This is a genomic window from Pantoea sp. C1E2 (assembly GCF_056491465.1).
Window position 1 is genome coordinate 2,061,983 of record NZ_JBSZHT010000002.1, and the last position, 24,196, is coordinate 2,086,178.

Genomic DNA, 24,196 nt, shown 5'->3' on the forward strand with positions numbered 1-24,196 from the left:
ACACCTGCGGCTCTCTGGCTTAACTTCTACCAACACGTTACGGACGTAAGGATTTTTTGTGCTGATTATTCTGGGTTATATCGTGGTCGTCGGCTCCGTGTTGGGCGGCTATATGATGGTCGGTGGCCATCTGGGGGCGCTTTATCAACCTGCAGAGCTGATTATTATCGGCGGTGCGGGTATTGGTGCTTTTTTAGTGGGCAACAATGGCAAGTCGATCAAGAAAACATTAAAAGCCTTGCCAATGTTAATGCGCGGCTCGAAATATAACAAAGCTGTATACATGGATTTAATGGCGCTGCTGTATCGCCTGATGGCGAAATCACGTCAGCAGGGCATGCTCTCTTTAGAACGCGACATTGAAGACCCCAGCCAGAGTGAAATTTTTGCTAACTATCCGCGTATTTTGGCCGATAAACAGTTGGTGGATTTTATTACCGATTATTTACGTCTAATGGTCAGCGGAAATATGAACGCATTCGAAATCGAAGCCCTGATGGATGAAGAGATTGAAACCTACGAGCACGAATGCGAAGTACCAGCACAAAGCATATCGGCAGTGGGTGACGGCTTACCCGCCTTCGGTATCGTCGCCGCGGTAATGGGCGTCGTGCATGCACTGGCATCGGCCGATCGCCCGGCAGCAGAGTTAGGCGCCCTGGTGGCACACGCCATGGTGGGAACCTTCCTCGGTATCTTGCTGGCTTATGGCTTTATCTCGCCACTGGCATCGGTGCTGCGTCAGAAGTGTGCTGAAACCACCAAAATGATGCAGTGCGTCAAGGTGACCTTGCTCTCCAGCCTGAATGGTTACGCGCCGCAAATCGCCGTGGAGTTTGGCCGTAAGACCCTGTATTCCGCTGAGCGTCCGTCGTTCTCCGAGCTGGAAGAGCACGTGCGTAACGCGAAAAACCCTGCGAAACAAACCTCGGATCAGAACTCATGAAGGCAGGCAATCGCCCCATTGTGCTGGTTAAAAAGCGCAAACATAAAGGTCATCATGGCAGCCACGGTTCGTGGAAGATTGCCTATGCCGACTTTATGACGGCGATGATGGCGTTCTTTATGGTGATGTGGCTGCTCTCGATTTCCAGCCCGAAAGAGTTGATTCAGATTGCAGAATACTTCCGTACGCCGCTGAAGGTCGCCCTGACCGGCGGCCAGCGCAGCAGCGACAGCGAAAGCCCGATCCCTGGCGGCGGCGATGACCCGACGCGTAAAGACGGTGAAGTGAAGAAAGTGGTCGATATGGATGCGCAAAAGAAAAAGCTGGAGGAGATTCGCCTGAATCGCCTGCGCGAGAAGTTGGATCAGCTGATTGAAGCCGATCCACGTCTGAGAGCACTGCGTCCGCATCTGATCATCAACATGGTGGAAGAGGGGCTGCGCATTCAGATTATTGATAGCCAGAACCGCCCGATGTTCAAAACCGGTAGCGCAGAAGTGGAGCCGTACATGCGTGACATCCTGCGCGCCATTGCGCCGGTGCTGAACGATATCCCGAACAAAATCAGTCTCGCTGGGCATACCGATGATTTCCAGTATGCGTCTGGCGATCGTGGCTACAGCAACTGGGAGTTATCAGCAGATCGCGCCAATGCTTCACGTCGCGAACTGGTGATCGGCGGCCTGGACGCAGGGAAAATGCTGCGTGTGGTGGGCATGGCTGACACCATGAAGTTAAAGAATCGTGGTTCGAACGATGCTGTAAACCGTCGTATCAGTCTGCTGGTGTTGAACCATGACACCCAGGCTGCGATTGAGAAAGAGAACTCTGAGAGCGATGCCGCGCAGATAACTGACCCGGCACAAATTATTCCCGACATTACCGCACCGACCGGTCCCGCTGCATCTGCTGCACCCGCAAGTTCTACCGCGACTCCGGCTTCGCCGGCCAGTGCGGTCGTCCCTGCACCAGCAGCGCAGCCAGCGGCAGGCGCGGTGACACCAGACCAACCCTCACAGCCGAGGTGATCCCGTGAGCATGGACATCAGCGATTTTTACCAGACGTTTTTCGATGAAGCCGATGAGCTGTTAGCGGATATGGAGCAACACCTGTTGGGATTGGATCCCCAGGAGCCCGATTCCGAGCAGTTGAATGCCATCTTCCGCGCCGCCCACTCCATTAAGGGCGGAGCCGGTACGTTTGGCTTTACGGTTTTACAGGAAACCACCCACATCCTGGAAAACATTCTGGATGGTGCGCGCCGCGGCGAAATGCAGCTCAGCACCGACATCATCAACCTGTTTTTGGAAACCAAAGATATTATGCAAGAACAGCTCGATGCCTATAAAACGGCGCAGGAACCCAACGCAGAAAACTTTAAATATATCTGCGAAGCACTGCGTCAGCTGGCGCTGGAAGCCAAAGGAATTGCGCCAGAACCGGCGAAAGTGGCCGATGTGGTCGATATCGCAGCGGCCCCGGCAGCGGCAGCGGGTTTACGCCTGCAACTGGTCGATTTGAAAGAGAAAGAGCCGGAACTGATGCTGGAGGAGCTGGGCAATCTCGGCACCGTTTCCAACGTGGTGAAAGGTACTAACTCGTTAGAAGTGACCATTGATGGCGTCGGCAAAGACGACATCGTTGCGGTGCTCTGTTTTGTACTTGATGAATCACAGATTCAGTTCCCGGAAGGCGCGGCTGCTCCAGCAGCAGCACCTGCCGAGCCAGCAGCTGTTGAAGCCGCAGCGCCGGTGCAAACGGCCACCGTGACCGATATAACTCCGCCAGCCAAACGCGAAGCGAAACGTGCGGCAGCGCCGGCCAAAGTCAGCGAATCCAGCAGTATTCGCGTGGCGGTTGAGAAGGTCGATCAGCTGATCAACCTGGTGGGTGAGTTAGTGATCACCCAATCGATGCTGGCACAGCGTTCTGGCGAATTGGATCCCGTGGCGCACGGCGACCTGCTGAACAGCATGGGCCAGCTGGAGCGTAACGCGCGTGACCTGCAAGAGTCGGTGATGTCGATTCGTATGATGCCGATGGAGTATGTGTTTAGCCGCTTCCCGCGTCTGGTCCGCGATCTGGCCAGCAAGCTGGGCAAAGAAGTGGAGCTGACGCTGCTGGGTAGCTCAACCGAACTGGATAAGAGCCTGATCGAGCGCATTATCGATCCGTTAACGCACCTGGTGCGTAACAGCCTTGACCACGGTATCGAAACGCCAGAGAAGCGTCTGGCTTCGAGCAAAACCGCGGTGGGCAACCTGACGCTGTCAGCGGAACATCAGGGCGGCAACATCTGCATCGAAGTGATCGATGACGGTGCCGGTCTGAACCGTGAACGTATTCTGGCGAAAGCCCTGTCCTCTGGCCTGCCGGTCAGCGAAAGCATGAGCGATGAAGAAGTCGGCATGCTGATCTTCGCACCGGGCTTCTCAACGGCGGAACAGGTCACTGACGTGTCCGGCCGTGGCGTGGGCATGGACGTGGTGAAACGTAACATTCAGGAGATGGGCGGTCACGTCGAAATCTCCTCGAAGCAGGGTAAAGGCACCACCATTCGCATCCTGCTGCCACTGACGCTGGCGATCCTTGATGGCATGTCAGTACGCGTGGCGGATGAGGTGTTCATTCTGCCGCTGAATGCGGTGATGGAATCCCTGCAGCCGACCGCTGAAGAGCTGAAACCGCTGGCGGGTGGCGAGCGCGTACTGGAAGTGCGTGGCGAGTATCTGCCGCTGGTTGAGCTGTGGAATGTGTTTGATGTGCAGAATGCGAAAACCGATGCCACACAGGGCATTGTGGTGATTCTGCAGAGCGCAGGCCGTCGTTATGCACTGTTGGTGGATCAGTTGATTGGCCAGCATCAGGTGGTCGTGAAGAATCTGGAAAGCAACTACCGCAAAGTGCCGGGCATTTCTGCCGCCACCATCCTCGGCGATGGTAGCGTGGCGCTGATTGTGGATGTTTCTGCACTGCAATCGTTGAACCGTGAAAAGCGTGTGGCCGGTGCCGCAGCGTAATAGATAAATAAAGGGCAAAAAAATGACTGACATGGCAACCGTGACCAAAATCGCTGGCGAAACCGTGGGCCAGGAATTCTTAGTATTCACCCTGGGTGACGAAGAGTACGGCATCGACATTCTGAAAGTGCAGGAGATTCGTGGTTACGATCAGGTAACGCGTATCGCTAACACCCCAGAGTTCATCAAGGGTGTGACTAACCTGCGCGGCGTGATCGTGCCGATCATCGATCTGCGCGTGAAGTTCGCGCAGCTGGATGTGGAATACAACGAAAACACCGTGGTGATCGTGCTGAATCTTGAGCACCGCGTAGTGGGTATCGTGGTGGATGGCGTGTCTGACGTGTTGTCCCTGATGCAGGAACAGATTCGTCCGGCACCAGAGTTCGCGGTCACCATGTCCACCGAGTACCTGACCGGCCTCGGCGCGCTGGGCGATCGTATGCTGATTCTGGTCGACATCGAGAAGCTGCTGAGCAGCGAAGAGATGGCGCTGGTGGATACGCTGCGCAGCGCGTAAGCGCATAAAACGGGCCGCTGCATGGCGGCCCGTTATCATCACTTGTGTAAATTAATTCATTGTAATTAAACACTAATTTCCCACTATTCTTCGCATTTCCCCCTCAATAATTCCGGTCATTGGTCGATAACTGCTCTGCATTATTTTCTTCTTTTTCCAGGGCAAACTATGTTTACGAGAATCCGCGTTGTAACCAGCCTGTTGCTGGTGCTTTTCATCTTTGGCTTTCTGCAACTGGCATCCGGATCACTGTTCTTCAGAGCACTGAGTGATGACAAAAACAGTTTTAATATTTCACAACTGGCCAGTAAAAATACCGCCGCTATTAATGATGCCTATATGAGCCTCAACCAAAGCCGTGTGGTGTTGACGCGTATTCAGCTGCGTATGGCCACCAGCAAACTGAATGGCTCAGAGCCGGACATCGCCGGGCTTTACAACGACAGCAAGGCGTTTCAGAAAACGGCAGCGGATAACTATCAACTGTTCAAAACGACCCCTGATACACCGGGACAGGATGTCGAACTCAATCAGCATCTTGATGGAACTTACACTGCCTATGCTAACGCGTTGAGTCAGATGCAGGACGCACTGCTGGCAAACGATTTAGTTCAGGCCGGCAAAGTACCCGTGGCGCCGAGCCAGAGTGCTTTCCTGAAAGATTACAGCCAATGGCGAACCGATCAGGATCGCTTAACGGCGCAGGGTGTGGCAGAAAACCTGGCGGCCTATCAACGCATGATGTGGCTGCTGGGCGTGGTGATGGTGGTGGTGATTGCTGTCATTGCGCTGTGCTGGTTTGGCCTGCGTAAGATCTTAATTAAACCGCTCAACGACAACATTCAGCATATTCAGCATATCGCGCAGGGCGACCTGACGCAGACCATTGCCATTGAAGGCCGCAATGAGATGAGCCAACTGGCGAGCAGTTTGCATGAGATGCAGCAGTCTCTGGTGCGCACCGTCAGTAATGTACGCGACGGTTCCGATGCCATCTTCACCGGCGCCAGTGAAATCTCGGCGGGTAACAACGATCTCTCCGCCCGTACGGAAGAGCAGGCCGCCTCGCTGGAACAGACGGCAGCCAGCATGGAACAGCTCACCGCCACGGTGAAACAGAACGCAGAAAATGCGCGTCAGGCGTCACAGCTGGCACTGAGTGCCTCTGAAACCGCACAGAAGGGCGGCAACGTGGTGGAAGGCGTAGTGCGTACCATGAGCGACATTTCCGGAAGCTCGAAGAAGATTGCCGACATCATCAGCGTGATTGATGGTATTGCTTTCCAGACCAACATTCTGGCGTTGAACGCGGCGGTTGAAGCGGCGCGCGCCGGTGAGCAGGGCCGTGGTTTTGCCGTGGTGGCCGGTGAAGTGCGCAGTCTGGCGCAGCGCAGTGCGCAGGCGGCGAAAGAGATTAAAGGTCTGATTGAAGACTCCGTCAATCGCGTTAACAGCGGTTCACAGCTGGTGGGCACCGCCGGTGAAACCATGAGTGAGATCGTCAGTGCGGTCACCCGCGTCACCGATATCATGGGCGAAATTGCCTCAGCATCTGATGAGCAGAGTCGCGGGATCGATCAGGTCGGACAGGCAGTGACCGAAATGGATCGCGTCACCCAGCAAAACGCCTCGCTGGTGGAAGAGTCTGCTGCGGCAGCGGCTTCGCTTGAAGAGCAGGCCAGCCGCCTGAGCCAGTCGGTGGCGGTGTTCCGTGTGCCACGTGGCGCACAGTCCACAGTGGCCAGTGCGGGCGTGCGTCATCCACAAATTGCGCCGCCGGTGCTGAGTGCACCACGTAAAGCCGTCACGGCGCCGGTCAGCGACAGCAACTGGGAAACGTTTTAATCCTCTGTAGGGTCGTGCGCTAGCGCGACCGTAATATCTTTTATTCCAGTAACATCAATGCGCTTTTATCGCTCAACCGATAAAGGCGCATTTTTTTTAATGACAATTTCTTTAGTTATAAAACACTGTAAAGAAAGTTATTGGCAGAATTATATTTCGTAAAATCCGTTAAAGCCCCTCAAAATTTAACAACAGCGGTCGATAACAGCGGGAGCCGAAACGCCTTATTCTTTGGAGAACCCATGTTAAAACGAATCAATGTTGTCACCAGCCTGATCGCAGTCTTGCTGGTCTTTGGTGCTTTGCAGTTAATTTCCGGCGGATTGTTCTGGTCTGCCTTACAAAAAGACAAAGAAGCTTTTGCGGTGGCGCAAACCTCTACCAACAACGTCGGCGCGATGTCCGATGCCTGGATTGAACTCAACCAGACCCGTACCGTATTGAACCGCGCGATGCTGCGCATGCAGGGAACTGCAGCCGCACAAGCGAATGGCGGCCAGCTGCAGGCGTTGATTGCTCAGACTGAAAAACAGTTGGATGTTGCGGCGGGTCATTATCAGCGTTATTACGATCTGCCGGGCACGCCAGGCTTACCGGAGGTGTTGCGCGATCGACTGGAAGCGGACTACGCCGCCTTCAATGATGGCCTGAAAGCGATGCTGGAACGTTTAAAAGCCAACGATCTGCAGGGCATGTTTGCGCAGAACATCGAAGCCAAACAGGTGAAGATGAAAGCCACCTATGCGGAATGGCGCACGGCGCAGAGTGCGCTGGCGGAGAAAGGCGTGGCGCAAAACCAGCAAGCGTTCCATATGATGATGTGGCTGCTGGTGGTGGTGGCGCTGGTGGTGGTATTCGTGATTATCGGCTGCTGGTTTGGTCTGCGTACCGTGCTGATCCAGCCACTGCATCAGCTACTGGGCCACATCCGCCATATCGCTTCTGGCGATCTGACGCAGCATATTGCCGTGGAAGGACGTAACGAGATGAGCCAACTGGCGGCCAGCCTGCATGAGATGCAGCAGTCGCTGGTGCGTACCGTCAGCAACGTGCGTGACGGTTCTGATGCCATCTTTACCGGCGCGAGCGAAATCTCGGCGGGCAACAACGATCTCTCCGCCCGTACTGAAGAGCAGGCGGCTTCGCTGGAACAGACGGCGGCCAGCATGGAGCAGCTGACAGCAACCGTGAAGCAGAATGCCGAGAATGCCCGTCAGGCTTCTCAGCTGGCGCTCAGCGCTTCTGATACCGCACGCAAAGGCGGTGAAGTAGTGGATGGTGTGGTGCGCACCATGAGTGATATCGCCGGCAGTTCGAAGAAAATCGCCGATATCATCAGCGTGATCGATGGTATTGCCTTCCAGACCAACATTCTGGCACTGAACGCCGCGGTGGAAGCCGCGCGTGCCGGTGAGCAGGGCCGTGGCTTTGCGGTCGTCGCTGGGGAAGTGCGTAATCTGGCACAGCGCAGTGCGCAGGCAGCCAAAGAGATTAAGGGTCTGATTGAAGACTCGGTGAATCGTGTAAACAGCGGTTCACAGCTGGTGGGTACCGCCGGTGAAACCATGAATGATATCGTCGGTGCTGTGACGCGCGTGACCGATATCATGGGGGAAATTGCTTCTGCGTCAGATGAGCAGAGTCGCGGTATCGATCAGGTCGGCCAGGCGGTCACCGAGATGGATCGCGTGACCCAGCAGAATGCCTCGCTGGTGGAAGAATCGGCAGCCGCAGCGGCGTCGCTGGAAGAGCAGGCCAGCCGTTTGAGCCAGTCAGTGGCGGTATTCCGCGTGCCGCGAGCTTCACAGGCCACTGCTGCAGTGCGTCAGCCACAGAGCGCGCAGCCGGTGCTGAGTGCACCACGCAAAGCCGTGACTGCGCCCGTCAGTGACAGCAACTGGGAGACGTTTTAAGCGTCTTTCGTTCGGGCGCACGCAGGTGCGCCCGAACACCTGTCGGCACACTTTAATTTATCCCTGATCCTCCTTAATTCCCGCTGGTCCAACCCGTCACAGACAACATAAAGATCCCCCCGCAATCGCCGATAACAGGAGCGATCCGCCAACCAATGAGGTGTTTATGTTTAGTCGTATTCGAGTCGTTTCCGGGCTGTTGTGTGTGCTGGCGCTGTTTGCCTTGCTGCAGCTGTTTTCCGGAGGGATGTTTTTTAACACGGTGAAAGCCGATAAAGAGAATTTTGCCTACAACCAGCGTCTCAGCACGCTGCAACGGGCGATGGGCACCTCTTGGGTATCGCTGGTTCAGGCGCGTAACACGCTGAACCGTGCAGGGATCCGCTATTTGCTGGACAGCCAACAGGCTGGCTCAGGCGCAACCGTGAAAGATCTGGTGGCGCTGGCAAGTGAGGAGTTGAAAAACGCTGACCAGGCTTTTGCCGAGTTCAACGCCAATTTGTCTGAGAAAGGCAAAAGTGCAGAGAACGTCAAGGTCCTGCAGGCCAACTACAACGCCTTCCGTGGTGGACTGGCAGAGCTGATTGATTTCCTGGGTAACGGGAACTTCAAAGGTTTTGTCGATCAGCCTACTCAAGGCATGCAGGATAAATTTGAAAAGGATTACACCGCCTGGCTGGGCTACAACATCGTGCTGGCGAAGCAGGGCATTGACGCCAACGAAAGCGCCTATCAGCACTCCATTATGCTGGTGGTCGGCACCTTACTGGTGACTCTGCTGGTGATTGCACTGGTGTGGAGCGGCATGCGTAACGTGCTGATTCGTCCTCTGAAGCAGAGTATCGAACATATTCGTCATATCGCCCGCGGCGACCTGACACAGCAGATCGATGTCAGCATGCGCAACGAAATGGGCGAATTGCTCAGTTCACTGCAGCACATGCAGCAGGAACTGGCGAACACCGTGCGTACCGTGCGTGATGGCTCAGACGCTATCTACACCGGTGCCAGCGAAATCGCCATGGGTAACAACGATCTCTCTTCACGTACTGAACAGCAGGCCGCTTCCCTGGAAGAGACCGCTGCCAGCATGGAGCAGCTGACTGCGACCGTGAAGCAGAACGCCGAGAATGCCCGTCAGGCTTCTCAGCTGGCGCTCACCGCCTCAGAAACCGCGCAGCACGGCGGCAAAGTGGTGGATGGCGTGGTCACCACCATGAAAGAGATCACCGGCAGCTCGAAGAAAATCGCTGACATCATCAGTGTGATCGATGGCATCGCCTTCCAGACCAACATTCTGGCGCTGAACGCGGCGGTTGAAGCGGCACGTGCGGGCGAACAGGGTCGAGGCTTTGCGGTAGTGGCAGGTGAGGTGCGCAGTCTGGCACAGCGCAGCGCCCAGGCAGCGAAAGAGATCAAAGGTCTGATTGAAGACTCCGTAAGCCGCGTCAACACCGGTTCGGTACTGGTGGAAAGTGCTGGTGAAACCATGACCAACATCGTCAACGCCGTCACTCGCGTCACCGACATCATGGGCGAAATTGCCTCGGCGTCGGATGAACAGAGTCGCGGAATCGACCAGGTTGGCCTGGCGGTGAACGAGATGGATCAGGTGACACAGCAGAACGCCGCGCTGGTGGAAGAGTCAGCCACGGCGGCTGCGGCACTGGAAGATCAGGCCAGTCGACTGAAACAGTCGGTTGCGGTGTTCAATATTGGTAAAGAATTTGTCGCTCAGGCCGTTAACGTATCTACAGCGCCAAAAACTTTGCGTCCAGCCGCAGCAAAATCGCTGGCACAACCCGCAGGTGCACGTAGCGCGGACGATAACTGGGAAACCTTTTAATCCGTGTGGCCGCCGCAAGGCGGCCCAACTGGCAGCACAGCAGTAATCGCAGTATCACAATTTAATCAGTTTGTTGCCGGGTGACCTGACATGAAGAAATCGACGTTATTGGATCAAAGTGAAGCGACCACGCTGCTCTCGCAAATGGTGCAGCGCCTGCCGCTCTCAGATACGCATTTTCGTCGTATCAGCCAGCTAATCTATCAACGCGCGGGCATCGTGCTGGCCGATCACAAGCGGGAGATGGTTTACAACCGCTTAGTGCGCCGTTTACGCACGCTGAATATTGATGATTTTGGTCGTTATCTGGCGTTGCTGGAGCAAGACCAGAACAGTGCAGAGTGGCAGGCGTTTATTAACGCGCTGACCACTAATCTGACCTCATTCTTCCGCGAGGCGCATCACTTCCCGATCCTCGCGGATCATGCGCGTAAGCGCAGTGGCAGTTATAGCGTGTGGAGTACCGCCGCCTCAACCGGCGAAGAGCCGTACTCCATCGCCATGACGCTGGCGGAAACGCTGGGTACCGGACCGGGTAAGTTCCAGGTGCACGCCAGCGACATTGATACACAGGTACTGGAAAAAGCCGTGGCGGGCGTGTACCGCCAGGAAGAGCTGCGCACCTTATCGCAATCGCAGCTGCAACGCTTTTTCCTGCGTGGCACCGGGCCGCATGAAGGCATGGTGCGCGTCCGCTCCGATCTCGCCAGCATGGTGAACTATTCGCAGCTGAATTTACTGGCCAACGACTGGGCGTTGCCGGGTCCGTTCGACGCGATTTTCTGTCGTAACGTGATGATCTATTTCGATAAAGAGACGCAGGAAAAAATCCTGCGCCGTTTCGTTCCCCTGCTGAAGCCCGGCGGTGTGCTGTTCGCTGGACACTCAGAGAACTTCAGCCAGATCAGTAAAGAGTTCTGGCTGCGTGGACAGACAGTCTATGGATTGACCAAGGAAAGACGATGAGCAAAATCACCGTGATGTGCGTGGATGACTCCGCGCTAATGCGACAGTTGATGACGGAGATCATCAACAGCCACGCCGATATGGAGATGGTCGCTACTGCACCGGATCCGTTGGTGGCGCGGGATTTAATCAAGCAATACAACCCACAGGTGCTGACGCTGGATGTTGAAATGCCGCGTATGGATGGCCTCGACTTCCTGGAGAAGTTAATGCGCCTGCGTCCGATGCCAGTGGTGATGGTGTCATCACTGACCGGTAAAGGATCGGAAGTGACGTTACGCGCGCTGGAGTTGGGCGCTGTTGATTTTGTCACTAAGCCGCAGTTGGGTATTCGTGAAGGCATGCTGGCTTATAGCCAGATGATCGCCGACAAAATTCGCGCAGCGGCACGCGCGAAATTGCATGCGCGCCCGGCCACACCCGCCCCGGTGATGCTGAAAGCTGGCCCGCTGCTGAGTAGTGAGAAGCTGATCGCGATTGGCTCTTCCACCGGCGGCACCGAGGCGATTCGCCATGTGCTACAGCCGCTGCCCGCAACCAGCCCGGCGCTGTTGATCACGCAACATATGCCACCAGGCTTTACCCGCTCGTTTGCCGAGCGCCTGAACAAGCTGTGCCAGATCACCGTGAAAGAAGCGGAAGATGGCGAACGTATTTTGCCCGGTCATGCCTATATCGCACCGGGTGCCATGCACATGGAGTTGGGCCGCAGCGGCGCCAACTACGTGGTGAAACTGAATGATGGCCCACCGGTGAACCGTCATAAGCCGTCTGTTGACGTGCTGTTCCGGTCCGTGGCGGTACACGCAGGACGAAATGCCGTGGGTGTCATCCTCACCGGGATGGGTAACGACGGTGCCGCCGGGATGCTGGAAATGCATCGCGCCGGTGCCTGGACCATCGCGCAGGATGAAGCAAGTTGCGTCGTCTTTGGTATGCCGCGCGAAGCGATTGCGATGGGCGGCACCAGTGAAGTAGTCGATTTAGGACACATCAGTCAGCACATGCTGGCAAAAATTAGCGCCGGACAGGCATTGCGAATTTAACGAGCCCGTCCTGCCGGACGAGACAACACAGGAGTAGATATGGCTGATAAAAACATGCGCTTTTTGGTGGTGGATGACTTCAATACGATGCGTCGTATCGTCCGCAACCTGCTGAAAGAGCTGGGATTCAACAACGTTGAAGAAGCAGAGGACGGTGTTGATGCACTGACCAAACTGCGTGCGGGTGGTTTTGATTTCGTGGTATCCGACTGGAACATGCCCAACATGGACGGTCTGGAACTGCTGAAAACCATTCGTGCTGATGCGGCGTTGAGCAAACTGCCGGTGCTAATGGTTACCGCCGAAGCGAAAAAAGAGAACATCATTGCAGCTGCCCAGGCCGGTGCCAGCGGTTACGTAGTGAAGCCGTTCACCGCAGCCACGCTGGAAGAAAAGCTGGGTAAAATTTTCGAAAAACTGGGTATGTAAGGAGATGTGATGAGCGACCTTCCGAAACCAACCGAAGAAGCCTCGGCACACGACATTATTACCCGTATCGGCTCGCTGACGCGCATGTTGCGTGACAGCCTGCGCGAATTGGGGTTAGACCAGGCGATTGCCGAAGCGGCGGAAGCGATTCCGGACGCCCGTGACCGTCTGGATTACGTGGTGCAGATGACGGCGCAAGCGGCAGAACGCGCACTGAACTGCGTTGAAGCCGCGCAGCCACACCAGGACCAAATGGAAGCCAACGCCAACCAGCTGAAAGGCCGTTGGGATGAGTGGTTTGAAAACCCGATTGAGCTGGCGGATGCACGCGAGTTGGTTTCGGATACGCGCGAATTTCTCAGTGATGTGCCGGCGCATACCTCTTACACCAACAAGCAGCTGCTCGAGATCATGATGGCGCAGGATTTCCAGGACCTTACCGGTCAGGTGATCAAGCGCATGATGGATGTGATCCAGGAGATCGAGCGTCAGTTGCTGATGGTGCTGCTGGAGAATATGCCAGAAGCCAACGCTGCCGCGCGTAAAGACGCCAGCAGCCTGTTGAATGGCCCGCAGATTCATGCCAATGCACCCGGCGTGGTGGCGAACCAGGATCAGGTGGATGACTTGCTGGATAGCTTAGGTTTCTAATCAGCACTTAGGGGCGGCGCCGAGTTGGCCGCCCCTGAATTAATGTTCAAAACACCGCGCGTTTTTTTGCCTCTTCAATGCCTGCCACTAACACCTGCACCCCCAACGCTTCAAACGCCGCAATCTGCGCCGGAGTGATCCCGCGATCGGTGATCAAATAATGGATTTTGCTCCAGTCACAGGGCAGGGCAAACATCGACACCTTATCGATTTTGCTGGAGTCTGCCACCACAAACACTGTACTGGCGGAGTTGATCATCGCCATCTTCACTTTGATGTCGGTCTCGCTGGGGAAGCTTAACCCGAGGCGCGGTGAAATACAGGCGGTGGCGAGGAACAGCTTTTCGGCCAGCACGTTTTCAAAGAAAGAAGCCGCCTTCTCCCCGGACGTCGAGAGCGTCGGAAACTTAAAGGTGCCGCCCGTCAGCAGGATATTGATCCCCGGTTCACCCCCCAGCTTCAGCGCAATATTCACCGCCGTGGTGATCACCGATAAACGGCGGATGTGACCAATCGCCTCGGCAATCGCCGTGGTGGTGGTGCCGGAATCGAAAATCACCGTATCGCCGTTTTCGACATACTGTGCGGCCAGACGGCCAATCGCTTCTTTTTCATCAAGGTGGGTTTGACGCTCAAGCAATAGCGCGCCGGTATTCTGCTTCCCGGTCATCAGCGTGGCGCCACCGTGATAGCGCTGCACATGTCCGGCTTTTTGTAGCATACGCAAATCGGTGCGGATGGTCGCTTCGGTCAGGCCAAAGGTATCGGTAAGCGCTTTAACCGTGACTGTGCCGTCTTCGCGGATCATCTCCAGGATCTTCTCACGACGCTGCTGCATATCAGCCAGCTGCTCAGTTTTGCTTTTCAATCGAAATGCTCCCTCTTTCCAATCACGGTCTGGTTTTAACCATAAGAAAACCCGTGATGATTTTACTCTGCGTGTTGGGGATTTGCGAGGCGGTTCGCACAAAGATGCATTTTCGAATGAAAATAAGATAAAGCCATGCAATTGATTTCACATACACCCGCCAGCTGTTATTTCTATATCGAAAAAACAGGGTGTTTTGTTATTTGCTTTAAAAACATATGGATAAAAATAGTTTTCATCATTTGTATGAAATTTGATCTCACCCACAAACCATTGCGAAACGATAGCTTATATTTTTGTTCGAAAATCAATATTACTGCAAACCTATCCGGCCAGAGATAACCAGAGCCGCTGAACATGCACACAGGAGAGAAAGGATGAGTGGGGAATACGATGTCAACCTGCGCTACGGCGTGAATACCGATCTGGATCTCACCGGCAAAGTCGCGGTGGTGACCGGTGGCCTGGGTGGGATTGCCATGGCCAGTAACACCATGCTGTTAGAAAAAGGTGCACGGCTGGCCCTGCTTTACCCTCCATTCGAAAGCGATCGCGTGGCGGCCGTGCAGGAACAATTTTCTGCCGAACGCGTACTGCTGGTGTGCTGTGACGTGACCGATGCTGACTCAGTAGAGACGGCATTCGACCAGGTTGAACAGCACTACGGCCACATCGATATCCTGGTGAACTGTGCAGGTTATGTGATGTTACAGCCGGTACTGGAAACCGACTTTGCCGAGTGGCAGAAGCAGATCGCCGTCAATCTCACCGGCCCTTTCCTCTGCTCGCAAGCGGCGGGCAAACGCATGGTGCGCGCCAGTAACGGCGGCAAGATCATCAATATCGCCTCGCAAGCCGCTTCCATCGCCATTGATAACCATGTGGCCTATACCTCTGCCAAAGCTGGCCTGCTCGGCATGACCAAAGTGATGGCCAAAGAGTTCGCGCCACACCGCATCAACGTCAATACCTTGTCACCCACCGTGGTGCTGACGCCGATGGGCGAAAAAGCCTGGCGCGGTGAGAAGGGCGAACAGATGAAGAAACTGATTCCGTTAGGACGTTTTGCTTACACCGATGAAATTGCCGCCGCCGTGCTGTTCTTCGCCAGCAACGGCAGCGACATGATCACCGGCGCAGATTTAATGATCGATGGCGGCTTCACCATCTGGTAATGCCGCGCCAGCACCAGTAAGGCCTCAACCCTGCAATAACTACAAAACAATGAGAGAGCACGAACATGAAAAAACGTACCCTGTTGTTCACCGCCATTGCCAGTTGCCTGATCGCCCAATCCAATTTCGCTGCCGACAAAGGCACCATCATGATTCTGGTGAACTCGCTGGATAACCCTTATTACGCTTCCGAAGCCAAAGGCGCCAACCTCAAAGCGCAACAGCTGGGCTACAAAACCAGCGTGCTGTCGCACGGTGAAGACGTTAAGAAACAGAGCGAGCTGATCGATGCGGCCATCGGTAAAAAAGTGCAGGGCATTGTGCTGGATAACGCCGACTCCACCGCCAGCGTCGCGGCGATCAAAAAAGCCAAAGATGCGGGGATCCCCGTAGTGCTGATCAACCGTGAGATTCCGGTAGACGATGTGGCGCTGGCGCAAATCACCCACAACAACTTCCAGGCCGGTTCGGATGTGGCTAACGTGTTTGTCGAGAAGATGGGTGAAAAGGGCAGTTATGCCGAGTTGACCTGTAACCTCGCGGACAACAACTGTGTCACCCGTTCGAAATCCTTCCACCAGGTGCTGGATCAGTATCCGGATATGAAATCTGTGGCGCGTCAGGATGCTAAAGGCACCCTGATTGATGGCAAACGCATCATGGACAGCATTTTGCAGGCCCATCCCGATGTGAAAGGCGTGATCTGCGGCAACGGGCCGGTGGCGCTGGGCGCGATAGCGGCACTCAAAGCCGCAGGACGCAATGATGTCACCGTGGTGGGCATCGATGGCAGCAACGACGAACGTGATGCGGTGGAAAAAGGCGATCTGAAAGCCACGGTGATGTTGCAGGCGCAGGCTATCGCCGCGCAGGGCGTGACCGATCTCGACAATTTCATTCAGAAAGGGGTTAAGCCAGAGAAGCAGCGCGTGATGTTCCGCGGCATTCTGATCACCCCGGACAATGCCAAAGGCGTGCAGGACTTTAACTACAAGTCGTAATCAATAATCGGTGCGCCTGTTATGCAGGCGCCCCAGGAGAATGTGATGCACAAACGACTCTGGTTACTGCTGCCTATCGTGATCCTTAGCGGTTGCCGCATTGTGTCGCAGCAGGAGCTGGCCGACCTGAAAAATCCCCCGAATCCGAAAATGGCCAATATCGCTCAGACCTGGCAGCAGAAACTGGTGCCGCAGATTCAGCATGATGCAAAACCAGTCGCCGAACTGCTCAACGCGCTGAAATCCGCTAAAGATTTTGACAGCGCCTGTCAAACCTACGGCTACCGGTCACAAGAGGAGAATCCTTGTGTGTTCAGCGTCAAGGTTAGCGGTGAGGTGACGGCGGTGAACACCACGTCACGCAATGGGCGCATGACGGTGAAAGACGTTTCCGGCGATAACGTGACGGTGCAGGTCGGTCCGATTTTCCCCGGCACGGTGCTGCGTGATGCCTATAAAGGGGCCAGCTATCAGGACTTCAACGATCAGGTGTTGTTTGGTGACTACAGCCGCGCCATTAATCAGCAGGCCGCCAATATGATGAGCGCCTTTAAGCCCAAAGTGGGCGATAAAGTGCAGCTTTCTGGCGTGTTCAGCAGCTTCGATACCCCTGAGCAGGTGCCGAATGTCACACCTGCTGCCATCGTGCGGCAGTAAGGAGCGGGCATGCAAAATCCTCAAAGTGACGTGATTATCGAAACCCGCAATGTTTCGCGTATTTATCCCGGCGTCACCGCGCTCGATCAGGTGAACTATCGCGTCTATCGCAACAAAGTGAACGTGCTGATTGGTGAAAACGGTGCCGGTAAATCCACCATGATGAAGATGCTGGCGGGCGTGGAAACCCCTTCGTCCGGTGAAATTCTGCTGGATGGCGAAGTGGTGTCGCTCAACTCCACTCATCAGGCGGAAAAGCACGGTATCAGCATCATCTTTCAGGAACTTAATCTGTTCCCCAACATGAACGTGATGGACAACATCTTTATCGCCAATGAATTTTTCCAGCGCGGTGTGATCAACGAAAAGTATCAATATGCGTTGGCGAAATCGTTGCTTGAGCGGCTTGAGCTGGATGTTGACCCTTATGCGGCGCTGGGCGAATTGGGGATTGGCCATCAACAGCTGGTCGAGATTGCCCGGGCGCTGTCGAAAGATACGCGCGTGCTGATCATGGATGAACCCACCAGTGCGCTCAGCCAGTCTGAAGTGAAGGTGCTGTTCAACGTGATTGACCAGCTGAAACGGCGTGGCGTCACCATCATCTATATCTCGCATCGACTGGAAGAGCTGATGGAGATTGGCGATCACATCACCATTTTTCGTGACGGCCGCTTTATCAGTGAGCGAGAAGTGCGTGACGCTTCGGTTCCCTGGATCATCGAACAGATGGTCGGCGACAAGAAAAAACACTTCGACTATCAGCCCGCCACTCAGGGCGAAACGATTTTGCACGTCAACGGCCTGACGGCACTGCATCAGAATGGCGGCTATAAGCTCAATGATGTGTCGTTTTCACTGCGCAAGGGCGAAGTGATCGGCATCTATGGCTTGCTGGGCGCGGGGCGCACCGAGCTGTTTAAAGGGCTGATTGGCATGATGCACTGCCAGTCCGGCAGCGTCAGTCTGAATGGCGAAGTGCTGGATAAACGCAACTTCCAGCAGCGCTTAAAGAAAGGCATTGCGCTGGTGCCGGAAGACCGACAAACCGAAGGCGTGGTGCAGTTGATGTCGATCACCGCCAACATGACGCTCAGCGATCTCAGCCTGCGTGGTTTTCGCCGTGCGCTGCGCTTACTCAATCCCCGTAAAGAGCAAAGCCGCGTCGATGACATGATTGGCCATCTTGCCATTAAAGTCAGCGACCCGGATCTACCGATCACCTCACTTAGCGGTGGCAACCAGCAGAAAGTGGTGCTGGGAAAAGCGCTGATGACCGGCCCACAGGTGGTGCTGCTGGATGAGCCTACGCGTGGAATCGATGTGGGGGCAAAAACGGACGTGTATCACCTGATTGGCAATCTCGCACAGCAAGGTCTGGCGGTGATGTTCTCCTCTTCTGAACTGGACGAGGTGATGGCACTGGCCGATCGCATTTTGGTGATGGCCGATGGCCGTATTACCGCCGATTTACCGCGCAGCGCGGCAACGCGAGAAGCGCTGATTAGCGCCTCAACACCGCATGATTGAGCCCGCAGGAGAGTAATAAATGAACCAGAAATACCTGCTTTATATGTACTTGCTGAAAGCGCGAACCTTTATCGCGTTACTGATCGTGGTGGGCTTTTTCAGCTTTATGGTGCCCAACTTCCTGACCACCTCAAACCTGCTGATCATGACGCAGCACGTTGCCATTACCGGGCTGCTGGCGATTGGCATGACGCTGGTTATCCTGACGGGTGGCATCGATCTGTCTGTTGGTGCGGTGGCGGGCATCTGCGGCATGGTGGCAGGGGCGCTGCTGACCAATGGCGTGCCGCTGTGGGGCGGCAATACGCTGTTCTTTAACGTGCCGGAAGTGATCCTGGTGGTGGCGCTGTTCGGCATCGGGCTGGGGCTGATCAATGGCACCGTCGTCACACGTCTGGGCGTCGCGCCCTTTATCTGCACCCTCGGCATGATGTATGTGGCACGCGGGGCCGCGTTACTGTTCAACGATGGCAGCACTTACGCCAATCTGGTGGGTGTTCCGGCGCTCGGCAACACCGGTTTCGCCATGCTGGGATCCGGCAGCGTGCTTGGCGTTTATATTCCTATCTGGTTGATGATTGGCTTCCTGCTGCTCGGCCTCTATCTGACGCGCAAAACCCCGCTGGGCCGATACATCTATGCCACCGGCGGCAATGAATCCGCGGCTCGTCTGGCGGGTGTGCCGATCATCAAAGTCAAAGTGTTCGTTTATGCCTTCTCGGGTTTGTGCGCTGCGCTGGTGGGATTGATCGTCGCATCCCAGTTGCAAACGGCACATCCGATGACCGGCAACATGTTCGAGATGGACGCCATCGGCGCAACCGTTTTGGGCGGAACCGCGCTGGCAGGAGGGCGCGGGCGCGTATCGGGTTCGATTATTGGTGCCTTTGTCATCGTGTTCCTCGCCGATGGCATGGTGATGATGGGCGTCAGCGATTTCTGGCAAATGGTGATTAAAGGGCTGGTGATTGTTACCGCCGTGGTGATCGACCAGTTCCAGCAAAAATTACAAAGTAAGGTGGTGCTGCTGCGCAGACATGAAAAAAAGCAGCAATCGGCCGCCCTGCCTGAAGCAACGCATGGATAACAGGAGGCAACATGACACGCGATTTTAGTGGAAAAACGGTGGTGATTACCGGCGCATGCCGCGGGATTGGCGCGGGCATTGCCGCACGATTTGCGCGCGATGGTGCGCGGTTGGTGATGGTGTCCAACTCGGATCGGGTATTCACCACGGCGCAGGCGCTGGAAGAACAGTACGGCAGCGAGATTCTGGCGCTGCAGGTGGATGTGACCGATGAGACGGCGGTTCAGCAGCTTTACCAGCAGGCGGCGGAGCGCTTCGGCACCATTGATGTGTCGATCCAAAATGCCGGGGTGATCACGATTGATCGCTTTGATTCAATGCCAAAGAGCGACTTTGAAAAAATTCTGGCGGTCAATACCACGGCCGTGTGGCTGTGCTGCCGCGAGGCGGCGAAATATATGGTGAAGCAGGGCAGCGGCAGCCTGATCAACACCTCATCAGGGCAGGGGCGGCAGGGCTTTATTTACACGCCACACTATGCAGCCAGTAAAATGGGCGTCATCGGTATTACTCAGAGCCTGGCGCTGGAACTGGCGCCGTGGCACATCACCGTGAATGCCTTCTGCCCGGGCATCATCGAAAGCGAGATGTGGGATTACAACGATCGCGTGTGGGGAGAAATTCTTAGCAGCGATAAAAAGCAGTATGGCAAAGGCGAGTTGATGGCGGAATGGGTGGAAAATATTCCGCTGAAACGCGCCGGGCAACCGCAGGATGTCGCCGGGTTGGTGGCGTTTCTCGCCTCGGATGATGCGCGCTACATTACCGGTCAAACCATCAATGTGGATGGCGGGCTGATCTTCTCCTAATCGCAGCAGCCGTGAGCGTCTTGCGGGGCTTTACGCAGGGCGCTCTGCGGAGCGATGTCGCTATCAAGATAAGATGATGCCTTTTGCGAATCAGGCAATGTCCTAATTCAGCCCGGCTTTTTCTGCAATATCGGCAGAATGTGTTAGGGTATTCCAGTACAGTTTTGTGAGCCACTTCAAATTCTAAACTGGATAAAAGCCTGTTTTTGCTATGACATCTGTTTTCTCTGCATTCAAATCACTGCGCATGCTGCCCGCTGCAACGGGGCTGCTTTTCACCGCGCCTGCTCTGGCGCTGGTCACTGACACGCATGTTGCTGATGCGCCCTTTAACGATCCCGAACGCTTCCAGAAGATGGCCAGCGATCTCCCCGCACTTGGCTATGAAGATGAGAATGCGGCTTTCAGCAAAAATCTGGCGACCATCGCTAAAAGCATTGGTGAAGCCAGTCAGGACAGCACCAGTGACACCACCTTTGGCCATCAGGCGGGGATATGGGCGTTCAACCACTTTCGTGATGAAGTGGCCGACCGCGTAACCAATGAGGGCCAATCCCTGCTGTCGCCATATGGTAAAGCACAAATAGATTTCAACGTGGATATCGACGGTAACTTCACCGGCAGTGGCGCTTCTCTGCTCACGCCGTGGGCCGATCGCTATCAATATCTGACGTTTAGTGAGGTGGGCTTCCACCAAACGGATGATGGGCTGGTGGGCAATATCGGCTTGGGACAACGCTGGACGGCGGGCAAATGGCTGCTCGGTTACAACGGTTTTGTCGATCGTATGTTCAACAGCGGATTGCAGCGCGCTTCGGTGGGCACGGAAGCCTGGGGCGATTACCTGCGCTTCTCGGCTAACTACTACACGCCGCTGTCGGGCTGGCAAAACCGCGATCCTTTCCAGCAACAGCGGATGGCGCGTGGCTACGATTTCACCACCCAGGGCTATCTGCCTTTTTATCGCCAACTCGGCATGTCGGTAAGTTGGGAACAGTATCTGGGCAATGATGTCGATCTGTTTAGCAGCGGCAACACTTATCACAATCCTTCGGCGCTGACCTTTGGTGTCTCCTACACGCCGGTGCCGCTGGTGACACTCTCTGCCAGCCACAAAACCAGTAATGAAGGTGAAAGTCAGGATCAGCTGGGTTTACATCTTAACTATCGTTTCGGCGTGCCGCTGAGCCAGCAGTTGAGTGCCGACAACGTGGCTGAAGCGCGTTCTCTGCGCGGCAGCCGTTACGACATGGTGACGCGCAACAATACGCCGGTAGTGGAGTATCGTCAGCGCAAAACCTTATCGGTATTCCTCGCCACACCGCCATGGCAATTAAACGGCGGCGAAAGCCTGCCGCTGAAATTGCAAATCCGCAATGCGAATCCGATATCCAAGGTGACGTGGCAGGGCGATACCCAGGCGTTAAGCCTCACGCCGGGTGCGAATCCTAACGATCCGCAAGGGTGGAGCATTATTATGCCCGCGTGGAACAGCGCATCTGACGCCACTAACAGCTATCGTCTGGCGGTTACGCTGGAAGACAGCAAGGGCGGTCGGGTGACCTCCAACTGGATTACGCTGCAAATCCAGGAACCGTTTAGCATTAATTCCGGTGAGGATAATCGCTTCGATTTGCTGGCGCCTTAAAAACGGTCATCGACGAAATTCCAGCCACTTCAGTGCATGAACCTGGTAAGATAGCGGCTTATTGTCAAGAATGGATTCTTACTGCATGCCTTCAATTCCGGTTCCGCTGGTTACGCTACTGGTGCTGCTAATTTTAATCGTGACCTTAGCGGCGAACGATAAGCAACGCCACCAAACCACGCTGCTATTTCTGGTCGTCTGCTCACTGTTACTGGCGGTGGGAGCATTACGTTGGATCTGGCCGTCAACACCATTCATGGCTTTGCGCGTGCTATTAGCAACGTTACTCCCGGCGCTGGCCTGGCACTGTTTCAGCCCGCATACGACTCAAAAATATTCACGCTGGAAAATCGTCCCGCCCGCGCTGGCCATCATCATTATGCAGTGCTGGCCAGAAGCCATTGATAGCGCGCTATTTGTGCTTTACATCGGATACGGGGCGGCATTGATTCTTATGGGCTTAGGCGGTGGGGATCGATTTAGCGATGCGCGCATCGGTGAAGTCGTCCTGGCGGCAAGAATGGCTCTCACCGCCGGGATATTTCTTTGCTTCTCTGGTATGGCAGATTTGCTGGTGGCGCTCGAATTCACTTTGCATCAGGGCAAGCTTGTGCCACAAATCATCGCGATACTGCAAAGTTTAATGCTGCCTTTGCTTAGTCTGGCGATTGTACTTGCAGCACGGACCCGCCCCCGGGAAGTGAGTATTGAGACAGTACTGCCCGATTCTTCTCCGTTGCAGACGCCTGAGCAGGCAGCCTTGTGCCTGCAACTGGAAAATCGACTGCGGCAGGATGACCTGTTCCTTAATACACAACTCACGTTGAATCTGTTAGCACGCAAATCCGGTATTCCCTCGCGTCATATCTCACGTGCGATCAATGCGACTTACCACTGCAATGTTTCTCAGTGGATAAATGGTTTTCGCATCGCTCATGCGCAGCAGTTGCTTCGAAGCAGCTCACTGCCGATTACGGAGGTGATGCTGGCGTCAGGATTCACCACTAAATCAAATTTCAATCGCGAGTTTTTGCGCATTAGCGGACAGACGCCGAGTGCATTTCGTCAGCAGGCGGGGTCAATGCCGCTGTCAGAAAGCGAGTGATACGGGCGATTAACTCCTGATGAATATCGGCGCGGGTGCGGCTGCCTTGATCCCGGCAAACGAAGCCCTCACCAGGGGAAGATTGTTCGATTAACTCAGCACCATGGGGTTTACAGCGCTGCATAAAACTAAAGTGGGTTGCGCCTCTTATACGTGAAAACGATGTCTGTTGCGGCGGAAGATACTGCGCCAGATAGCCGGATACCAGTGAGGCGGGAAGTTCAGCACTGTCTTGTTCTGCGGATAACACCAGCACTGGCACAGAAACCCTTGCCAGGCTCTCAGGTGTGAATCCGCGCGCCAGACCAAGATCAAGCGATACGGCCGCTTTAATACGTGGGTTACGTAATTGAGCATCTAATAAAGAAGCGGTTTTTGTATTGCTGATACCTAAAGTCTCGATTAATTGACAGTCTGCTAGTTGCGCGTGGTTCTGACAATCCTGAACAAATCTGTTTGACGAAAACCGGGCACCGATTAACTCCATCACTGTCCACCCTCCAAGTGAGTGGCCGATGGCGGCGATGCGCAACGAATCGACCTTTCCTGCCAGGTGTTCGTCTGCCAATAACCGATCAAGTACCCGGCTGATATCATCTGGACGCAGCCAAAGTTTCCGGGCAGTAGCAGGATCGTGATTCTCAGTTGTTGTACCGGGATGATTGGGGGCAGCGACGATATATCCCTGCACAGTGAGTGCATGCGCCAACCAGTTGAGGTTACGCCAGTTACCGCCATAGCCGTGAGACAGAAGGACTAAAGGATGCTGTCCTGGACGAGGCGTTGCATTGCGTAACACCGACTCACCATAGAACACGGGGTTCTCACCCACGTCTTCAAAGACGCCCGTGGCGGCAGTGGGATACCAAAAAGCAACATTGAGCGGACGGTTGCCCTGGCTTTCAAGTGTTATTTGACGAAAGCCCGTTGCGGCCTGTGCAAGCGACGCACACATCATCAGCATAAGTGCACAAATACAAAATCGAATCATTAACGTAGTCTCCATGAGTGTAAAATCATGAAGAGTAATAACGGAAACAGTCAGCTATCGCGTCCTCAATCGCGATTGAGTACCTGTATAACGACAATAAAAAAGGGCAGCTTGCGCTGCCCTTTGCTCATACCCAGCCGAC

21 protein-coding genes are annotated in these 24,196 nt (G+C 54.9%); 19 read left to right on the plus strand and 2 right to left on the minus strand.

Annotated features, from left to right (window positions below):
• The first annotated feature begins 58 nt into the window (after positions 1-58).
• The 11 genes from motA to cheZ all read left to right on the plus strand — a co-directional run bounded on the left by motA (position 59) and on the right by cheZ (position 13,183).
• A complete protein-coding gene (gene motA / locus ACXI0A_RS10085) occupies positions 59-946 on the plus strand; it encodes a flagellar motor stator protein MotA (protein WP_100699837.1) in 888 nt (295 codons plus the stop codon).
• The gene (gene motB, locus ACXI0A_RS10090; protein WP_476149080.1) at positions 943-1,974 is read left to right on the plus strand and encodes a flagellar motor protein MotB; all 1,032 of its coding nucleotides are present in this window, start codon (positions 943-945) and stop codon (positions 1,972-1,974) included. Before motA ends, motB begins: the two co-directional genes overlap by 4 nt.
• A 10-nt stretch (positions 1,975-1,984) precedes the next feature.
• Complete coding sequence (cheA, locus tag ACXI0A_RS10095) at positions 1,985-3,967, plus strand: chemotaxis protein CheA (protein WP_476151086.1); 1,983 nt, start codon at positions 1,985-1,987, stop codon at positions 3,965-3,967.
• Between the two features lie 22 nt (positions 3,968-3,989).
• Positions 3,990-4,487, plus strand: coding sequence for a chemotaxis protein CheW (gene cheW / locus ACXI0A_RS10100; protein WP_224928988.1), 498 nt, complete (start codon positions 3,990-3,992; stop codon positions 4,485-4,487).
• Positions 4,488-4,655: 168 nt separating this feature from the next.
• Positions 4,656-6,332, plus strand: a complete 1,677-nt coding sequence (locus tag ACXI0A_RS10105) for a methyl-accepting chemotaxis protein (protein WP_476149078.1) — start codon at positions 4,656-4,658, stop codon at positions 6,330-6,332.
• Between the two features lie 242 nt (positions 6,333-6,574).
• Complete coding sequence (locus tag ACXI0A_RS10110; protein WP_476149076.1) at positions 6,575-8,245, plus strand: methyl-accepting chemotaxis protein; 1,671 nt, start codon at positions 6,575-6,577, stop codon at positions 8,243-8,245.
• A 166-nt stretch (positions 8,246-8,411) separates the two neighbouring features.
• Positions 8,412-10,091, plus strand: a complete 1,680-nt coding sequence (locus ACXI0A_RS10115; RefSeq protein ID WP_224928978.1) for a methyl-accepting chemotaxis protein — start codon at positions 8,412-8,414, stop codon at positions 10,089-10,091.
• A 90-nt stretch (positions 10,092-10,181) separates the two neighbouring features.
• Positions 10,182-11,057, plus strand: a complete 876-nt coding sequence (gene cheR / locus ACXI0A_RS10120) for a protein-glutamate O-methyltransferase CheR (RefSeq protein ID WP_034821825.1) — start codon at positions 10,182-10,184, stop codon at positions 11,055-11,057.
• Positions 11,054-12,103: a protein-glutamate methylesterase/protein-glutamine glutaminase gene (locus tag ACXI0A_RS10125; RefSeq protein ID WP_224928975.1), complete on the plus strand. Its 1,050-nt coding sequence runs from the start codon at positions 11,054-11,056 to the stop codon at positions 12,101-12,103. Before cheR ends, ACXI0A_RS10125 begins: the two co-directional genes overlap by 4 nt.
• Positions 12,104-12,142: 39 nt before the next feature.
• A complete protein-coding gene (gene cheY, locus ACXI0A_RS10130) occupies positions 12,143-12,532 on the plus strand; it encodes a chemotaxis response regulator CheY (RefSeq protein WP_224928972.1) in 390 nt (129 codons plus the stop codon).
• A gap of 9 nt (positions 12,533-12,541) precedes the next feature.
• Entirely contained in the window at positions 12,542-13,183 is a 642-nt protein-coding gene (gene cheZ / locus ACXI0A_RS10135; RefSeq protein WP_224928969.1) for a protein phosphatase CheZ, read from the plus strand.
• 46 nt (positions 13,184-13,229) lie between these two features.
• On the opposite strand, the gene ACXI0A_RS10140 is transcribed toward cheZ, so the two are convergent.
• On the minus strand, positions 13,230-14,051 hold the full coding sequence (locus ACXI0A_RS10140) for a DeoR/GlpR family DNA-binding transcription regulator (RefSeq protein WP_097119239.1): 822 nt from the start codon (positions 14,049-14,051) through the stop codon (positions 13,230-13,232).
• Positions 14,052-14,428: 377 nt separating this feature from the next.
• On the opposite strand from ACXI0A_RS10140, the gene ACXI0A_RS10145 reads away from it, so the two are divergent.
• The 8 genes from ACXI0A_RS10145 to ACXI0A_RS10180 all read left to right on the plus strand — a co-directional run bounded on the left by ACXI0A_RS10145 (position 14,429) and on the right by ACXI0A_RS10180 (position 23,063).
• A complete protein-coding gene (locus ACXI0A_RS10145) occupies positions 14,429-15,226 on the plus strand; it encodes a GolD/DthD family dehydrogenase (RefSeq protein WP_476149072.1) in 798 nt (265 codons plus the stop codon).
• Between the two features lie 65 nt (positions 15,227-15,291).
• On the plus strand, positions 15,292-16,227 hold the full coding sequence (locus ACXI0A_RS10150; protein ID WP_476149070.1) for a substrate-binding domain-containing protein: 936 nt from the start codon (positions 15,292-15,294) through the stop codon (positions 16,225-16,227).
• A gap of 45 nt (positions 16,228-16,272) precedes the next feature.
• Positions 16,273-16,884, plus strand: coding sequence for a DUF2291 family protein (locus tag ACXI0A_RS10155; RefSeq protein ID WP_224928958.1), 612 nt, complete (start codon positions 16,273-16,275; stop codon positions 16,882-16,884).
• A gap of 9 nt (positions 16,885-16,893) precedes the next feature.
• Positions 16,894-18,414, plus strand: coding sequence for an ATP-binding cassette domain-containing protein (locus ACXI0A_RS10160; protein WP_476149068.1), 1,521 nt, complete (start codon positions 16,894-16,896; stop codon positions 18,412-18,414).
• Positions 18,415-18,433: 19 nt separating this feature from the next.
• A complete protein-coding gene (locus ACXI0A_RS10165; protein WP_476149066.1) occupies positions 18,434-19,501 on the plus strand; it encodes an ABC transporter permease subunit in 1,068 nt (355 codons plus the stop codon).
• Positions 19,502-19,512: 11 nt separating this feature from the next.
• Entirely contained in the window at positions 19,513-20,310 is a 798-nt protein-coding gene (locus ACXI0A_RS10170; RefSeq protein ID WP_224928951.1) for a glucose 1-dehydrogenase, read from the plus strand.
• A 211-nt stretch (positions 20,311-20,521) separates the two neighbouring features.
• Positions 20,522-21,958, plus strand: a complete 1,437-nt coding sequence (locus tag ACXI0A_RS10175; RefSeq protein ID WP_476149064.1) for a YchO/YchP family invasin — start codon at positions 20,522-20,524, stop codon at positions 21,956-21,958.
• A gap of 85 nt (positions 21,959-22,043) precedes the next feature.
• Positions 22,044-23,063, plus strand: a complete 1,020-nt coding sequence (locus ACXI0A_RS10180) for a helix-turn-helix domain-containing protein (protein WP_476149062.1) — start codon at positions 22,044-22,046, stop codon at positions 23,061-23,063.
• Here ACXI0A_RS10180 and ACXI0A_RS10185 read toward each other — a convergent pair.
• Complete coding sequence (locus ACXI0A_RS10185) at positions 22,996-24,069, minus strand: alpha/beta fold hydrolase (protein WP_476149060.1); 1,074 nt, start codon at positions 24,067-24,069, stop codon at positions 22,996-22,998. The genes ACXI0A_RS10180 and ACXI0A_RS10185 overlap by 68 nt on opposite strands.
• Positions 24,070-24,196: the final 127 nt, after the last annotated feature.

Excerpts from the sequence above, each read along its gene's own strand:
- motB (WP_476149080.1), top strand. The coding sequence starts at position 943 with ATGAAGGCAGGCAATCGCCCCATTGTGCTGGTTAAAAAGCGCAAACAT.
- cheA (WP_476151086.1), top strand. The coding sequence starts at position 1,985 with ATGGACATCAGCGATTTTTACCAGACGTTTTTCGATGAAGCCGATGAG.
- cheW (WP_224928988.1), top strand. The coding sequence starts at position 3,990 with ATGACTGACATGGCAACCGTGACCAAAATCGCTGGCGAAACCGTGGGC.
- ACXI0A_RS10105 (WP_476149078.1), top strand. The coding sequence starts at position 4,656 with ATGTTTACGAGAATCCGCGTTGTAACCAGCCTGTTGCTGGTGCTTTTC.
- ACXI0A_RS10110 (WP_476149076.1), top strand. The coding sequence starts at position 6,575 with ATGTTAAAACGAATCAATGTTGTCACCAGCCTGATCGCAGTCTTGCTG.
- ACXI0A_RS10115 (WP_224928978.1), top strand. The coding sequence starts at position 8,412 with ATGTTTAGTCGTATTCGAGTCGTTTCCGGGCTGTTGTGTGTGCTGGCG.
- cheR (WP_034821825.1), top strand. The coding sequence starts at position 10,182 with ATGAAGAAATCGACGTTATTGGATCAAAGTGAAGCGACCACGCTGCTC.
- ACXI0A_RS10125 (WP_224928975.1), top strand. The coding sequence starts at position 11,054 with ATGAGCAAAATCACCGTGATGTGCGTGGATGACTCCGCGCTAATGCGA.
- cheY (WP_224928972.1), top strand. The coding sequence starts at position 12,143 with ATGGCTGATAAAAACATGCGCTTTTTGGTGGTGGATGACTTCAATACG.
- cheZ (WP_224928969.1), top strand. The coding sequence starts at position 12,542 with ATGAGCGACCTTCCGAAACCAACCGAAGAAGCCTCGGCACACGACATT.
- ACXI0A_RS10145 (WP_476149072.1), top strand. The coding sequence starts at position 14,429 with ATGAGTGGGGAATACGATGTCAACCTGCGCTACGGCGTGAATACCGAT.
- ACXI0A_RS10150 (WP_476149070.1), top strand. The coding sequence starts at position 15,292 with ATGAAAAAACGTACCCTGTTGTTCACCGCCATTGCCAGTTGCCTGATC.
- ACXI0A_RS10155 (WP_224928958.1), top strand. The coding sequence starts at position 16,273 with ATGCACAAACGACTCTGGTTACTGCTGCCTATCGTGATCCTTAGCGGT.
- ACXI0A_RS10160 (WP_476149068.1), top strand. The coding sequence starts at position 16,894 with ATGCAAAATCCTCAAAGTGACGTGATTATCGAAACCCGCAATGTTTCG.
- ACXI0A_RS10165 (WP_476149066.1), top strand. The coding sequence starts at position 18,434 with ATGAACCAGAAATACCTGCTTTATATGTACTTGCTGAAAGCGCGAACC.
- ACXI0A_RS10170 (WP_224928951.1), top strand. The coding sequence starts at position 19,513 with ATGACACGCGATTTTAGTGGAAAAACGGTGGTGATTACCGGCGCATGC.
- ACXI0A_RS10175 (WP_476149064.1), top strand. The coding sequence starts at position 20,522 with ATGACATCTGTTTTCTCTGCATTCAAATCACTGCGCATGCTGCCCGCT.
- ACXI0A_RS10180 (WP_476149062.1), top strand. The coding sequence starts at position 22,044 with ATGCCTTCAATTCCGGTTCCGCTGGTTACGCTACTGGTGCTGCTAATT.
- ACXI0A_RS10185 (WP_476149060.1), bottom strand. The coding sequence starts at position 24,069 with ATGGAGACTACGTTAATGATTCGATTTTGTATTTGTGCACTTATGCTG.